This window comes from Streptomyces sp. NPDC043427 (genome assembly GCF_056436655.1).
The window spans coordinates 209,358-222,353 of sequence record NZ_JBWKCC010000005.1 but is presented as its reverse complement, the minus strand read 5'-3'; the positions used below and the strand labels follow the sequence as shown (position 1 = coordinate 222,353).

Annotated in this window: 11 protein-coding genes and 1 pseudogene; 5 read left to right on the top strand and 7 right to left on the bottom strand. The window is 69.7% G+C overall.

Annotated elements, in window-relative coordinates:
• The first annotated feature begins 106 nt into the window (after positions 1-106).
• Positions 107-1,234, top strand: coding sequence for a glycoside hydrolase family 12 protein (locus tag AC067M_RS13020; RefSeq protein WP_478697071.1), 1,128 nt, complete (start codon positions 107-109; stop codon positions 1,232-1,234).
• Positions 1,235-1,397: 163 nt separating this feature from the next.
• On the opposite strand, the gene AC067M_RS13015 is transcribed toward AC067M_RS13020, so the two are convergent.
• The 7 genes and pseudogenes from AC067M_RS13015 to AC067M_RS12985 all read right to left on the bottom strand — a co-directional run bounded on the left by AC067M_RS13015 (position 1,398) and on the right by AC067M_RS12985 (position 7,209).
• The gene (locus AC067M_RS13015; RefSeq protein ID WP_478697070.1) at positions 1,398-2,024 is read right to left on the bottom strand and encodes an expansin EXLX1 family cellulose-binding protein; all 627 of its coding nucleotides are present in this window, start codon (positions 2,022-2,024) and stop codon (positions 1,398-1,400) included.
• 669 nt (positions 2,025-2,693) lie between these two features.
• Positions 2,694-2,921 (bottom strand): annotated as a pseudogene (locus tag AC067M_RS13010) (amidohydrolase family protein); the annotation flags it as partial.
• Positions 2,918-3,229 (bottom strand): L-rhamnose mutarotase, encoded by a 312-nt coding sequence (locus AC067M_RS13005; protein WP_478697069.1) that lies wholly within the window; start codon positions 3,227-3,229, stop codon positions 2,918-2,920. The pseudogene AC067M_RS13010 and the gene AC067M_RS13005, both read right to left, overlap by 4 nt.
• Positions 3,226-4,254 carry an aldo/keto reductase gene (locus AC067M_RS13000; protein ID WP_478697068.1) on the bottom strand — a complete coding sequence of 343 codons (1,029 nt, stop codon included), beginning with the start codon at positions 4,252-4,254 and terminating at the stop codon, positions 3,226-3,228. Before AC067M_RS13000 ends, AC067M_RS13005 begins: the two co-directional genes overlap by 4 nt.
• Positions 4,251-5,009 (bottom strand): SDR family NAD(P)-dependent oxidoreductase, encoded by a 759-nt coding sequence (locus AC067M_RS12995; RefSeq protein WP_478697067.1) that lies wholly within the window; start codon positions 5,007-5,009, stop codon positions 4,251-4,253. The genes AC067M_RS13000 and AC067M_RS12995 overlap by 4 nt, the downstream gene beginning before the upstream one ends.
• Positions 5,006-6,343, bottom strand: a complete 1,338-nt coding sequence (locus AC067M_RS12990) for an L-fuconate dehydratase (protein WP_478697066.1) — start codon at positions 6,341-6,343, stop codon at positions 5,006-5,008. Before AC067M_RS12990 ends, AC067M_RS12995 begins: the two co-directional genes overlap by 4 nt.
• A gap of 14 nt (positions 6,344-6,357) precedes the next feature.
• Positions 6,358-7,209 carry a fumarylacetoacetate hydrolase family protein gene (locus AC067M_RS12985; RefSeq protein WP_478697065.1) on the bottom strand — a complete coding sequence of 284 codons (852 nt, stop codon included), beginning with the start codon at positions 7,207-7,209 and terminating at the stop codon, positions 6,358-6,360.
• A gap of 857 nt (positions 7,210-8,066) precedes the next feature.
• On the opposite strand from AC067M_RS12985, the gene AC067M_RS12980 reads away from it, so the two are divergent.
• The 4 genes from AC067M_RS12980 to AC067M_RS12965 all read left to right on the top strand — a co-directional run bounded on the left by AC067M_RS12980 (position 8,067) and on the right by AC067M_RS12965 (position 12,705).
• The gene (locus tag AC067M_RS12980) at positions 8,067-9,116 is read left to right on the top strand and encodes a sugar ABC transporter substrate-binding protein (protein ID WP_478697064.1); all 1,050 of its coding nucleotides are present in this window, start codon (positions 8,067-8,069) and stop codon (positions 9,114-9,116) included.
• Positions 9,117-9,244: 128 nt separating this feature from the next.
• Positions 9,245-10,867 carry a sugar ABC transporter ATP-binding protein gene (locus AC067M_RS12975; protein ID WP_478697063.1) on the top strand — a complete coding sequence of 541 codons (1,623 nt, stop codon included), beginning with the start codon at positions 9,245-9,247 and terminating at the stop codon, positions 10,865-10,867.
• A gap of 2 nt (positions 10,868-10,869) precedes the next feature.
• Positions 10,870-11,916, top strand: a complete 1,047-nt coding sequence (locus AC067M_RS12970) for an ABC transporter permease (protein ID WP_478697062.1) — start codon at positions 10,870-10,872, stop codon at positions 11,914-11,916.
• An 87-nt stretch (positions 11,917-12,003) separates the two neighbouring features.
• Positions 12,004-12,705: a FadR/GntR family transcriptional regulator gene (locus tag AC067M_RS12965; RefSeq protein WP_478697061.1), complete on the top strand. Its 702-nt coding sequence runs from the start codon at positions 12,004-12,006 to the stop codon at positions 12,703-12,705.
• The last annotated feature ends 291 nt before the right edge of the window (positions 12,706-12,996 follow it).

The window sequence follows — 12,996 nt, the reverse complement described above, 5'->3', positions numbered from 1 at the left end:
GAACCATCCCTACAGTCCCTGCCGAACCCAGGATTGGGAGCGCTCCCATGCACAAGGTGGCGCGGGAGCACTTCCTCTGATGCCCATCCCCCTGAAGAGGATCCGCATGCGTCCTTCACCGCACCATGCCCACAGCGCGCGTGGCCTGCTCGGCGCGCTGCTCACCTCGCTCATCTCGCTCGCCACGCTTCTGACCACAGCGTCAGTGGCGCAGGCCGACACCACGATCTGTCAGCCCTTCGATTCGACGACCATCCAGGGCCGCTACGTGGTCCAGAACAACCGCTGGGGCACCAATGCCACCCAGTGCATCGCCGTCACCGACTCGGGGTTCAGGATCACCCAGGCCGACGGATCCGTCCCCACGAACGGCGCTCCGAAGTCGTACCCGTCCGTCTACAACGGCTGCCACTACACCAACTGCTCGCCCGGCACCAAGCTTCCCGCTCGGCTCAGCACCATCTCCACCGCACCTTCCAGCATCTCGTACAGCTATGTGAGCGACGCGATCTACGACGCCGCGTATGACATCTGGCTCGACCCCACGCCCCGCACCGACGGCGTGAACCGGACCGAGATCATGATCTGGTTCAACAAGGTCGGCTCCATCCAGCCCATCGGCTCCCCCGTCGGCAACGCCAGCGTAGGCGGGCGCGAGTGGCAGGTGTGGTCCGGCAACAACGGCTCGAACGACGTGCTGTCGTTCGTCGCACGGTCGGCGATCAGCAGTTGGGCCTTCGACGTCATGGACTTCGCCCGGCAGGCCGTCTCCCGGGGCCTCGCGCAGAACAACTGGTACCTGACGAGCGTTCAGGCGGGGTTCGAGCCCTGGCAGAACGGCGCGGGCCTTGCCGTGACCTCGTTCTCCTCCACCGTCAACACGGGCTCCTCCGGTGACCCCGGCCCCGGCGGCTCCACGGCCTGCAAGGTGGCGTACGCGACGAACGTCTGGCAGGGCGGCTTCACCGCCGACGTCACCATCACCAACACCGGCTCCTCTCCCATCAGCGGCTGGAAGCTCGCGTTCACCCTCCCCTCCGGGCAGCGGATCACCAATGCCTGGAACGCGAACCTGTCCGGGTCGTCAGGGGCGGTCACAGCGAGCAACGTGGCCCACAACGGAGAGGTGGCGGCCGGCGGCCAGGCGGCCTTCGGGTTCCAAGGCACCTCCAGCGGCACCTCCGCCAAGCCCTCCGACTTCAGCCTCAACGGCACCGCCTGCAGCACCGTGTGACACACGCTCACCCTCCGGGGCCCCGCCTGGTGGTCCCTCCACACCGACCTGCGGGTCCCCGGAGGCCGCACAGCGCCCCCGGCTCCACAGTGTTTCGCCCCCTCCGCGTCGAGCTGCCCCGGTCAAGGGCTGATTCGGAGAAGGCTCACTGTGGGTGGCGGCGTCAGTGCCGGGCGAACTGGACCCCCGTCGGCTGCACCGCCTCCGGCCGCAAAGCGATCCCGTTGATGGTCAGTCGTTCTCCGTAGATGTCCGTGAGCCTGATCGCAGCGCCGCACCCGCTACCGTCGGGGGAGAGGAAGTAGTTGTAGCCGGTGCGCGCCAGTTGGCGCCAGCCGCCGCCGGTGCGGACCTCGAGCCTAGCGAGCGGGTTGCGGTGGCCGATCGCCTGAATGCCGCACCAGTAGGGGTTGGACCCGTCCTTGTAGCGGATCGAGATCGTGCCCGACGTCTCGGGGCTCAGCAGGCTCCAGGTGATCGCGATCCGGCCCGTCGAGATGGGGGCCAGTTTGGCGAAGGCCTGTTCGCTGAGGTCGAGTTGCCCCGGCGCACAGGGCAGAGGGCATTCGTTGGTGATCCGGACCGTGACGGAGTTGCCGTTCGCCGCACGGACGAGCAGGTAGGCCCCACAGGCCGCGGACGTCTCGTAGTCGGTGGTGTTCATCGCCGCGATCATCATGTCGGCGCTCGGGCCGTACGAGCAGGCGCCGTCCCCGACCCCGGCCTCGTAGACGGTGGCGACTCCCTGGTAGGTGCCCTTGGGCCGGATCCGTCCGGCCAGGGATGACATGGCAGGAGCCGTCCGCGGGGAGGCCGATGACGGCGACGCCGACGGGGTCGGTGAAGCCTTCGGGGTCGTAGCGCTGGCCGACGGGGTCGGGGAGGAGGGGGACGGAGAGGGTGTGGAGGGCTTCTGCCCCGGCGGTGTCGGCGGGGGAGTTTCCTCCAGGGCGGCGACGGTCGTGGCCCGGGCCCGCCCGGCATCCTCCTTGCGGTCGGATTGCATCGTCATGACCAGGCAGACGAGAAGACCGGTGACGAGCAGCCCAGCGGTGGTGCCCACCATCAGCCGGCGTCTGTGCCTGCGCTGCCGCGCGGCCTGGCGTGTCTCTTGCATTGTCATCCGTTCGGAAGAGCGTGTCGGTGTTGCACTGTTCAGTGGCCGCGGGTGGCGAAAAGGTTGCCGCCGATTTTTTTGAGTGACGGGGGCCTCAGCCGACGCGACCCCGGCCAGATGCCGCCGTGCTCCCACCCAAGGCTCAGGCGGGAGCACAGCCTGCTTCGGGCGCAGGTCACCGCTTCAGTGGGGTGGCGATCACCCTCAGGGTCAGCTGGGACGGGTGGGACGACTATCGCGTTGGTGCCGTGTGAGCCGGGGTGGCGGGCCCAGGGCGCGCCACCCCGGGGTGTTCAGCCGATCTTGGTCGTGTTGTCGAGGGCCTTACCGCTGCGGACGCAGAGCGGTTTGCAGGAACCCCCGAGTCTCCTCCGGCCCGGTGATCGTCTGCGCCGGCACGGTGGCGGTGACACCGGTCGCGCGGACCTCCGGCGCCAGGTCGGCGAGGGTGAAGTCGCGTCGCAGCGGGGCGAGTTCGTCTCCGCTGATCAAGTCCTGGCCGCGGACGGACAGGTCCCACACATGGTGGTGGGCGTCCACGATGCCGGGCACGGTCTCCGGTCCGGTCACAGTTCCCACACCACCGGGAGCGAGGCGTCCGCGCCCTGCGCGGAGTAGTCGTGGACGACGTCGAGCAGGTCGGCCATCCGGGCCTGCCAGGCGATGTTGACGGGCATCTTGTCGAGTTCGGCGATCATCGCCTGGTAGTCCTCGACCTCCAGCACATGGAACAGGTCCGTACCGCTGCGCCAGATCGCCCATTCCCGCACCCCAGCGGCGCGGATCGCGGCGGTGAGTTCCTCGGGCACCTCCCGGTGCGCGGCCTCGTACTCCTCGATGCGGTCGGCGCGGACCTTGGTGTGCAGGGCGACCCTCATGACGGCTCCTTCGACGGCACGGCTTCCCCGATCGGCGTGGCTACGGGGACGGGGGTGTCCGGGTTCAGCAGTCCCTCGGCACGCAGTTCGTCCCACAGGGCGTGCGGGATGGGGCGCCGCAGCTGCTCCACCGTGTCGCGCACCTCCTGGGGGGAGCGCGCACCGGTCAGGACGCTCGCGACCGCGGGATGGCCGAACGGGAAGCGCAGTGCGGCGGCCCGCAGCGGCACGCCGTGGCGTTCGCAGGCCGCGAGGAGCCGCAGCGCCCGGTCGAGGACCGGCTGCGGAGCAGGTGCGTAGTCGTACGTGGCGCCGGGCCGGGGGGCCGTCAGCAGCCCGGAGTTGAACACCCCGCCGATGACCACGCTCCGGCCACGGGCGGCTGCCTCCGGGAGCAGTTCGGTGAGCGAGTCCTGTTCCAGGAGCGTGTAGCGGCCGGCCAGCAGAACCACGTCGATGTCGGTCTCGCGCAGGAACCGGGCGGGCAGGGCGGACTGGTTCATCCCGACGCCGATCGCTCCGATCACGCCTTCGGCGCGCAGCCGCTCCAGCGCCGGGTACGCCTCGCGCAACGCCTGGTCGGCGTGGTCGTCGGGGTCGTGCAGCAGGGCTACGTCGACGCGGTCGAGACCTAGGCGTTCCAGGCTGGCCTCCAGCGAGCGCAGGACTCCCTCGGCGCTGAAGTCCCAGACCCTGCGATGGGCGGCCGGGACGGCGAAGCCGTGGGCCAGGTCGTCGCCGGCGCCGCCCTCCGGATTCGGCACGAGAAGCCGGCCGACCTTGGTGGAGAGGGTGTAGGTGTCACGTGGGCGGTGGCGCAACGCGGCGCCGAGCCGCCGTTCCGACAGGCCGAGACCGTAGTGGGGCGCGGTGTCGAAGGTGCGGATGCCGGCGTCCCAGGCCGCCTCCACCGTGGCGTGGGCGGCCTCGTCGGTGACCGGGTGGAAGAGGTTGCCGAGGGCGGCACAGCCCAGCGCCAGTTCCGAGACCGGTACCGTGCTGCCGCCCAGCATGGCGGTCCTCACGACCGGTCCACCGGGCGCAGCCGCAGTCCCTGCATGCCGCCGTCCACCGCGAGCGCGGTGCCGGTGACGGACGCCGCGGCCGGACTCGCCAGGTAGACGATGGCGGCGGCGACCTCGTCGGCGGTGACCAGGCGTCCCAGGGGCTGGCGGGCATTGAGGGCCGCGCGCTCGGCCTCGGGATCGTCGGCCGCGTCCAGCAGCCGGGAGACCCATGGTGTGTCGGCGGTCCCGGGGTTGACGCAGTTTACGCGGATGCCCTCGCGGACGTGGTCGGCGGCCATGGCGAGCGTCAGTGAGAGGACCGCACCCTTGCTGGCGCAGTACAGGGCACGCTGAGGCAGGCCCGCGGTGGCGCCGATCGAGCACGTGTTGACGACCGCCGCGTGCACGGAACGGCGCAGGTGGGGCAGGGCGGCGCGCGTAGTGCGCATGATGCCGAGGACGTTGACGTCCATCACCCGGTGCCACTGTTCGTCCGGGTTGTCCTCGATGGTGCCCACCGCGCCGATGCCCGCGTTGTTCACGAGGATGTCCAGGCCGCCGAGCCGCTCGGCAGCCTGTTCCACGGCGGAGCGCACGGAGGCGTCGTCGCTGACGTCGGCCTGGAGGCCGAGCAGCGGTTCGCCGACGCCGGCCGGATCGAGGTCGAGCACGGCGACTGCCGCGCCCTGCGCCGCGAGTGCGTGGGCCGTGGCCAGCCCGATGCCGGAGGCGCCCCCGGTGACGACGGCCCTGAGGCCTGGCAGACCGGTCATGCCACCTCCTCCCGTCCAGCGAGGTCGGCGACCCAGAAGGTGCCGTCCGGGTAACGGTATTCAGCGAGGGACTCGGGGTGCATGGTGGCGGAGAAGCCCGGGGTCAGCGGTGCGGTGTAGTGGCCGTCGCGCATCACCACGGGCGCCGTGAAGTGCTCATGAAGGTGGTCGACGAACTCGATGACGCGGTTCTCGGTGGTGCCGGTCAGCGCCAGGTAGTCGAACATCGACAGGTGCTGCACCAGCTCGCACAAGCCCACTCCGCCGGCGTGCGGGCACACCGGCACCCCGAACTGGGCGGCGAGCAGCAGGATCGCGAGGTTCTCGTTGACGCCGCCGACCCGGGCCGCGTCGATCTGGAGCACGTCGATGGCGTCGGCCTGGAGGAGCTGCTTGAAGACGATGCGGTTCTGCACGTGTTCGCCGGTGGCGACCTTCACGGGGGCGACGCCCCGGCGGACGGCGGCGTGGCCGAGGATGTCGTCGGGGCTGGTGGGCTCCTCGATCCAGTACGGGTCGAACTCGGCGAGCGCCTTGGTCCACTCGACCGCCTCACCGATGTTCCAGCGCTGGTTGGCGTCGATGGCGATGCGGATCTCCTCGCCGACGGCGGCGCGGGCGGTGCGCATGCGGCGGACGTCGTCGGCGAGGTCGGCGCCGACCTTGAGCTTGATCTGGGTGAAGCCGTCGGCGACGGCCTGCTTGGCCAGCCGGGTGAGCTTCTCGTCGGAGTAGCCGAGCCAGCCCGGAGAGGTGGTGTAGCCGGGGTAGCCGCGCTCCAGCAGGACGGCCTCGCGCTCCGCGAGCCCGGTGCGGCCCTCGCGCAGCAGTTGGAGGGCGTCCTCAGGGGTGAGGGCATCGGCGATGTAGCGGAAGTCGACCTGAGAGACCAGCCACTCGGGGTCGGCGTGGGCGAGCAGCCGCCACAGCGGCTGCCCGGCGCGCTTGGCGGCCAGGTCCCACACGGCGTTGACGACCGCGCCGATGGCCATGTGCATCACGCCCTTCTCGGGACCCAGCCAGCGCAGCTGGCTGTCCCCGATCAGGTCGCGGTTGACCGAGCCGGGGTCGGCGCACAGCTCCTCCACGGAACGGCCCAAGAGGTGGGGCCGCAGGGCGCCGATCGCGGCGACCTGAACATCATTGCCGCGTCCGATGGTGAAGGTGAAACCGTGGCCCTCGTGCCCGTCGGCGGCGTCCGTGCGCAGCACGACATAGGCGGCGGAGTAGTCGGGATCCGGGTTCATCGCGTCGGAGCCGTCCAGTTCCCGCGAGGTGGGGAAGCGGACGTCGTAGGTGTCGACGGCGGTGATCCGGGCGGAGGTGGTAGTCAAGGTGGTGCTGCCTTTCACGCTTGGGCGAAGGTCTGGCGCTGGCTGCCGAGGCCGTCGACAGAAAGCTCGACGGTGTCGCCGGGGCGCAGGAAAGGAGTGCCGGGAAGCCCCAGAGCCACGCCCGCGGGCGTACCGGTGTTGATCACGTCACCCGGCTCCAGGACCATGTACTGGCTCAGGTACGCCACGATGTGGTCGACGGAGAAGATCATGTCGCCGGTGTGGCCGTCCTGCCGCTTCACCCCGTTGACGCTCAGGTGCAGGCCGAGGTCCTGCGGGTCGCCGACCTCGTCGGCGGAGACCAGCCACGGCCCGAGCGGGTTGAAGGTCTCGCAGGACTTGCCCAGGTCCCACTGCGGCGAGTACTCAAGCTGGAACTCGCGCTCCGAGACGTCATGACTGATCGCATAGCCCGCGATCACGGCCCGCGCGGCCTCGGGGCCGTCGAGGTAGCGGGCCCGCCGTCCGATGACGACCGCCAGCTCGACCTCCCAGTCGGTCTTGACCGAGCCGCGGGGGATCAGCACCTCGTCGTAGGGGCCGACGACCGTGCCCGGGTCCTTCATGAACACCACGGGGCGGGGCGGGATCGCGGCGCCGGTCTCGGCGGCGTGGTCACGGTAGTTCAGCCCGACGCAGATGATTTTGCCGGGGCGGGCGAGGGGGGCGCCGATCCGCAGGCCCTCGGTGTCGAGTTCGGGCAGTCCGCCCGCCACGACGGCCACGCGGGCCCGGTCCACTCCCCCGGAGGCGAGGAAGGCGCCGTCGATGTCCCGGGTCACGGAGGACAGGTCCAGCAGCCGGCCGTCGTCGGTACGGACTGCGGGTCGCTCCTCACCGGGGGCGCCGACTCGTAGCAGTTTCACTGGGGGCTCCCTTGCCATGGGGGTTTCGTCTGAGTGGCGGTCGGCCGTAGGGGGCCGCCTGTGGTGCGCCGGGCCTGACCTGCCGGCTGGCCTTCGCTCATCCGTATCGCAGTCATCGGATGTATGACGGCACAGTGACCTTAGATGCGGGGGTCGCACCTGACAATGGATTCCTCGGATGTATTTGCTCGGCCTTGCCAGTCAAGCGCTCAAAAGGGAGATCCGTCGTGGTCAGGCATGGCCAACGATGGCGATATGCGACTTCCTCCATCCGATGAATCCACGGTGTGTCACAGGACCGCCTCCCCTGGTGAGAAGAGGGCCAGCAGCACATCCACCGGCCACCCCGAGAGGGGGATTACGCCTCTTGGGGGCCCGCCCCTGCACCGTCCCCACCGGACCAAGTGGCCCCGTTGTCGAATTGTGAGCTGCCGCAGCGCATCGCCCGTCACGCCCGAAGAACGAAACTCTGCAGGTCACAGAAGGTGTCAGGGCGGAGTCGCGAGGTCGGGGCGGCACCTCGGCGCCCTACGGCGTGATGTCCGGCAAATCTCTGGCGGCGAACTCTTGTCAACGTCGGCAACGTCGTCGTAACGTCCTCGACGTCCGAGATACATCGGAGGAATGGTTGCACCATCCAGCGCACCGATTCGGCTCACATCCGTGCGGTCGCTCCGCCTCCACATCCTCGGTCCTCGGCTGCCCCTCACACCCACCCTCAGGGCACGATCCGCGCGTTTTCCGCGCCGGATCAGCAACTGCCCGTCCGGCGACCTCGCCCCTCCCCCGCAGGCAGGTATGCCCTCCCCACCGTTGCCCTGCGGCCCCAGTGCCCTGGCTAAGGAGAGAACACGGCCATGAACCTCGCTCGCACCCGCTCCACCGCCGCAGCCGCCACCGCCGTCCTCGCGGTACTGGCCCTCGCCACCGCATGCAACCGCGAAAGCACCGCCTCGGTCGCCTCGGGCGGCGACAAGCCCGCCATCGGGATCGACCTGCCGCGATCCGACTCCGACTTCTGGAACTCCTACGCCGAGTACCTGAAGAAGGACATCAAGTCCGAGGGAATCAACGCGCTGCCGCTCAGCAACTCACAGAACGACGTCACCAAGCTGGTCGCCAACGTACAGGTCTTCCAGAACACGGGCGCCAAGGCCGTGGTCATGGCCCCTCAGGACACCGGCGCCATCGCCTCCACCCTCGACACCCTCGCGTCGAAGAAGATCCCCGTGGTCAGCGTCGACACCAGACCCGACAAGGGCGAGGTCTACATGGTCGTGCGCGCCGACAACCGGGCGTACGGCACCAAGGCCTGCGAGTTCCTCGGCAAGCAGCTCGGCGGGAAGGGCAAGGTCGCCGAGTTCCAGGGCTCCCTGGACTCGATCAACGGCCGGGACCGCTCCGAGGCCTTCGCCGCCTGCATGAAGGAGAAGTTCCCAAAGATCAAGGTGTTCGAGCTGCCCACCGACTGGAAGGGCGACGTGGCCTCCGCCAAGCTGCAGAGCCTGCTCGCCCAGCACCCCGACCTGAACGGCATCTACATGCAGGCCGGCGGTGCCTTCCTCCAGCCCACCCTGGCCCTGCTGGAGCAGAAGGGCCTGCTCAAGCCCGCCGGCCAGGAGGGGCACATCTCGATCGTCTCCAACGACGGCATCCCGCAGGAGTTCGAGGCGATCCGCAAGGGCCAGATCGACGCCACCGTCTCCCAGCCCGCCGACCTGTACGCCAAGTACGCGGTCTACTACGCCCGGGCCGCGGCCGAGGGCAAGACCTTCAAGCCCGGCAAGACCGACCACGACTCCACCATCATCGAGATCCCGGGCGGGCTGGAAGACCAGCTGTCGGCGCCGCTGGTGACCAAGGACAACGTGGACGACAAGGCCCTGTGGGGCAACAACGTCGGCTGACGGCCTGCACTTCCTGCCCGCAGCGTCGCGGGACGCACAGCCACCGTCCCCCGACGCCCGCCCCGCCGGCGCGGGTACCGCCCGCACCCCTCGGCTCCAGCCTCCGTACACGAAGGACGGTAGACACCATGGCGGACACCGCGACCGCCCCGGCGACCAGCCCCGGCACTCCGGGCCCGGTGGCCGAGGCGACCGGCATCAGCAAACGATTCGGCGCGACCGTCGCGCTGCGCGACGCCCGCATCACCGTTGCCCCCGGCGAGGCGCACGCCCTGGTCGGACGCAACGGCGCCGGCAAGTCGACGCTCGTGTCCCTCCTCACCGGCCTCCAGCAACCCGACACCGGCACCCTGCGCTTCTCCGGCGAACCGGCGCCTGCCTTCGGCGACATCGACGCCTGGCGCTCCCGCGTGGCCTGCGTTTACCAGCGTTCCACCATCATCGGTGACCTGACCGTCGCCGAGAACCTCTTCCTGAACCGGCAGAGCGCCGGTGTGGTGCAGCCCATCCGCTGGAAGCAACTGCGCGGGCGGGCCGCGCAGTTGCTCCGCGAGTACGGCGTGGCCGTCGACCCGAGCGCGCGGGCCAAGGACCTCACCGTCGAGCAGCGGCAGTTCGTCGAGATCGCACGGGCCCTGTCGTTCGGCGCACGCTTCATCATCCTCGACGAGCCGACAGCGAAGCTCGACGCCCGCGGCATCAACCGCCTCTTCGACAAGCTCCGCGACCTCCAGCGTCAGGGTGTCGCCTTCCTCTTCATCTCCCACCACCTGCAAGAGGTGTACGACCTCTGCACCACCGTCACCGTCTACCGCGACGCGGCCCACATCCTGACCGCGCCCGTCGCCGAAGTCGGCCACCACGCGCTGGTGGAGGCCATGACCGGCGAGTCGGCCTCCACGGTCACCGCCGCCGTCGACGGTCCTTCGGCCTCACGGTCCCATGCCACGGAACTGCTGGCGATCGACGGCCTGACACTGCCCGGCGTCTGCGAGGACATCTCCCTCTCGGTCCGCTCCGGCGAGGTCGTCGGGCTCGCCGGCGCCACTGGCAGCGGCAATGTGCAGGTAGGTGAGGCGATCGCCGGTCTGCACCGGGCCAAGGACGGCCGGATCACGGTCGGCGGCAGGACCGTGCGCACCGGCAGTGTGCCGTCCGCGCTCACCGTCGGAGTCGGTCTGGTCCCCGAGGACCGACACCTCCAGGGGCTGGTGAACAACCGCAGTGTGGCGGAGAACGCGACGCTCACCGTCACCGACCAGCTCGGACCGTTCGGCACGGTGCTGCCCGCCCGCACCAAGGCCTTCGCAGGACGCATGATCCGGGACCTGGACATCAAGACCCCGGGAGCCGCCACCCCGGTCTCCGCCCTCTCGGGCGGCAACCAGCAGAAGGTCGTCGTCGCCCGGGCCCTGGCCACCGATCCGCAGGTCCTGGTGGCCATCCGCCCCACCAACGGGGTCGACGTCAAGTCCAAGGAGTTCCTTCTGGGCCGCATCCGGCAGGTAGCGGACGGTGGCAAGGCCGCGCTGATCGTCTCCGACGAACTGGACGACCTGAAGGCCTGTGACCGGGTGGTCGTCATGTTCCACGGGCGCGTGGTCGCCGAGTTCGGCCGCGGCTGGAAGGACGAGGCCGTCGTCGCCGCCATCGAGGGCGTCACCGGCGACACGGCCCCCGCCGTCGCGTCCACCGCGTCCCCCGCATCCGCCGTACCCGCCTCAACCGGCGCAGACGAGCACGGAAGGTAGTCATGTCCGCCACCACAGATCTCACCGAGCCCGCAGTGAGCACGGCTGAGCCCGCTGCCGCAGCGGACGGAACGCGCCGCAGGGTCGACCTCGGGCGCTTCCGTGACCTGTCCCTGGTCCCGGCGATTTTCGTCCTCGGCCTGATCGGGTTCATCGTCTCGCCGGCCTTCCTCACCGCCGACAACCTCATCGGTGTGGCCCAGCAGTCCACCGAGCTGAGTTTGCTGGTGCTGGCCACCGCGCTGATCCTGATCTGCGGCCGGATGGACCTGTCCCTGGAGTCCACGATCGGCGTGGCGCCCGTCATCGCCGTGTGGCTGGTCCTGCCGACGAGCGGCGCCCGGTTCACGGGCCTGGGGCTGCTGCCCGAGTGGACGGCCGTGCCGCTCTGTCTGCTGGTGGGTGTGGCGATCGGGGCCGTCAACGGGTTCCTGATCCTGAAGCTGCGCCTCAACGGCTTCATCGTCACCCTCGGTATGCTCACCATGCTGCGCGGACTCCAGGTCGCCCTCTCCGAGGGCCAGTCCATCGTGGAACTGCCGTCCTCCTTCACCTACCTGGGCAAGTCGTCGTGGCTGGGTGTCCCGGCCGCGATCTGGATCTGCGTGGTGCTGTTCGTCCTCGGCGGCAGCGCCCTGGCCTGGCTGCGGCACGGCCGGGCGCTCTACGCGATCGGCGGCAACCCGGAGGCGGCCCGCACCGCTGGCATCCGCGTCGACCGTATCGTGTGGATCGTCCTCATCCTCGGCAGCGTCCTCGCCGCGTTCGCCGGCATCCTCTACAGCGGCCACTACGGCTCCATCTCCGCCACCCAGGGCAGCGGCTGGATCTTCCAGGTCTTCGCCGCGACCGTCATCGGCGGAGTCAGCCTCAACGGCGGCAAGGGCTCGATCTTCGGCGCGCTCACCGGTGTGCTGACGCTGCAACTCGTCGTGAACGTCATGACATTGGCGGGTGTACCACCGCTGTGGAACCAGTTCCTCAATGGAGCCATCATCATCGTCGCCTTGATCATCTCCCGGTTCGCCTCCGGCGAGAAGCAGGAGTAACCCCGTACCGCAAGCGGCTCCGCCGGCCCCGAGCCGGGCCCGGCGGAGCCGTCGGCCGACACATCCCCGACTCAGAGAGGCACCCTCGTGGCACTGACGGACGAGGCGATCGACAAGATCAAGGCGATGATCGTCGCCGGTGAACTCGCGCCCGGCTCCCGGCTGCCCAAGGAGGAGATCCTCGCCGGACAGCTCGGCCTGTCCCGGAACTCCCTGCGCGAAGCCGTCCGGGCGCTGACGGCCATGCGGATCCTGATCACCCGGCAGGGCGACGGCACGTACGTCTCCAGCCTGGAGCCCCATCTCCTGCTGGAAAGCCTCTCCTTCGCCGCCGACGTCTCCCAGGGCCACACGGCTCTGCAGTTGCTCCAGGTACGACGACTGCTCGAACCGCAGGCGACAGGGCTGGCCGCCGCGCTGCTGAAGCAGAAGGACCTCCAGGAACTGCGCAACATCCTCAACCGGTCCCGGACCGTCGCCACCGTGGAGGAGTTCGTCGCCCACGACACCGCCTTCCACCTCAGGATCGTCGAAGCGGTCGGCAACCCCGTGCTGTCGATGCTGCTGCAAGTGCTCTCTACCCGCACCCAGCGTGTCCGCATCGTCCGCGGCAGCCAGACCAGTCACGCCCTGAACAACGCCCACGACGACCACGAGGAGATCCTCAGCGCGCTTCAGTCACGCGACGCCCTGCTCGCCGCCTCTGCGGCGACCGTCCACATCACGGCCGTGGAGCAGTGGCTGGCCACCAGTCTGACCGATGACGCGATGCGAGCGATCGACGACTGACCTCGCGCTCCCCCGCCCCGCCGCCATCCGAGGTCTCCCCCTCCCACGCACCGACCGGGTGGCGGCGGGCCATGCCCGCGCACCCCGCGTCCAGGCGGTGGTGCACGGTCGGATACGTGCGTCACGACGGCATTCTGTTGGACTCGGCGAGCCCGAACCGGACCAGGCGCCGGTGTGACCGGATGTGAGGTGGCACCGATCTTGGAGAGGGGGTGCCCGGCCCCCGCCCGGGCTGGAGCATTGAAGGACATGATGCCGTCGCGCCATCATTTCCTGTGCGCGCTGGAGTGA

Bases quoted from the DNA above. Each gene is read 5' to 3' on its own strand.
- AC067M_RS13020 (WP_478697071.1), top strand. From the start codon at position 107: ATGCGTCCTTCACCGCACCATGCCCACAGCGCGCGTGGCCTGCTCGGC.
- AC067M_RS13005 (WP_478697069.1), bottom strand. From the start codon at position 3,229: ATGAGGGTCGCCCTGCACACCAAGGTCCGCGCCGACCGCATCGAGGAG.
- AC067M_RS12980 (WP_478697064.1), top strand. From the start codon at position 8,067: ATGAACCTCGCTCGCACCCGCTCCACCGCCGCAGCCGCCACCGCCGTC.
- AC067M_RS13015 (WP_478697070.1), bottom strand. From the start codon at position 2,024: ATGTCATCCCTGGCCGGACGGATCCGGCCCAAGGGCACCTACCAGGGA.
- AC067M_RS12975 (WP_478697063.1), top strand. From the start codon at position 9,245: ATGGCGGACACCGCGACCGCCCCGGCGACCAGCCCCGGCACTCCGGGC.
- AC067M_RS12970 (WP_478697062.1), top strand. From the start codon at position 10,870: ATGTCCGCCACCACAGATCTCACCGAGCCCGCAGTGAGCACGGCTGAG.
- AC067M_RS12995 (WP_478697067.1), bottom strand. From the start codon at position 5,009: ATGACCGGTCTGCCAGGCCTCAGGGCCGTCGTCACCGGGGGCGCCTCC.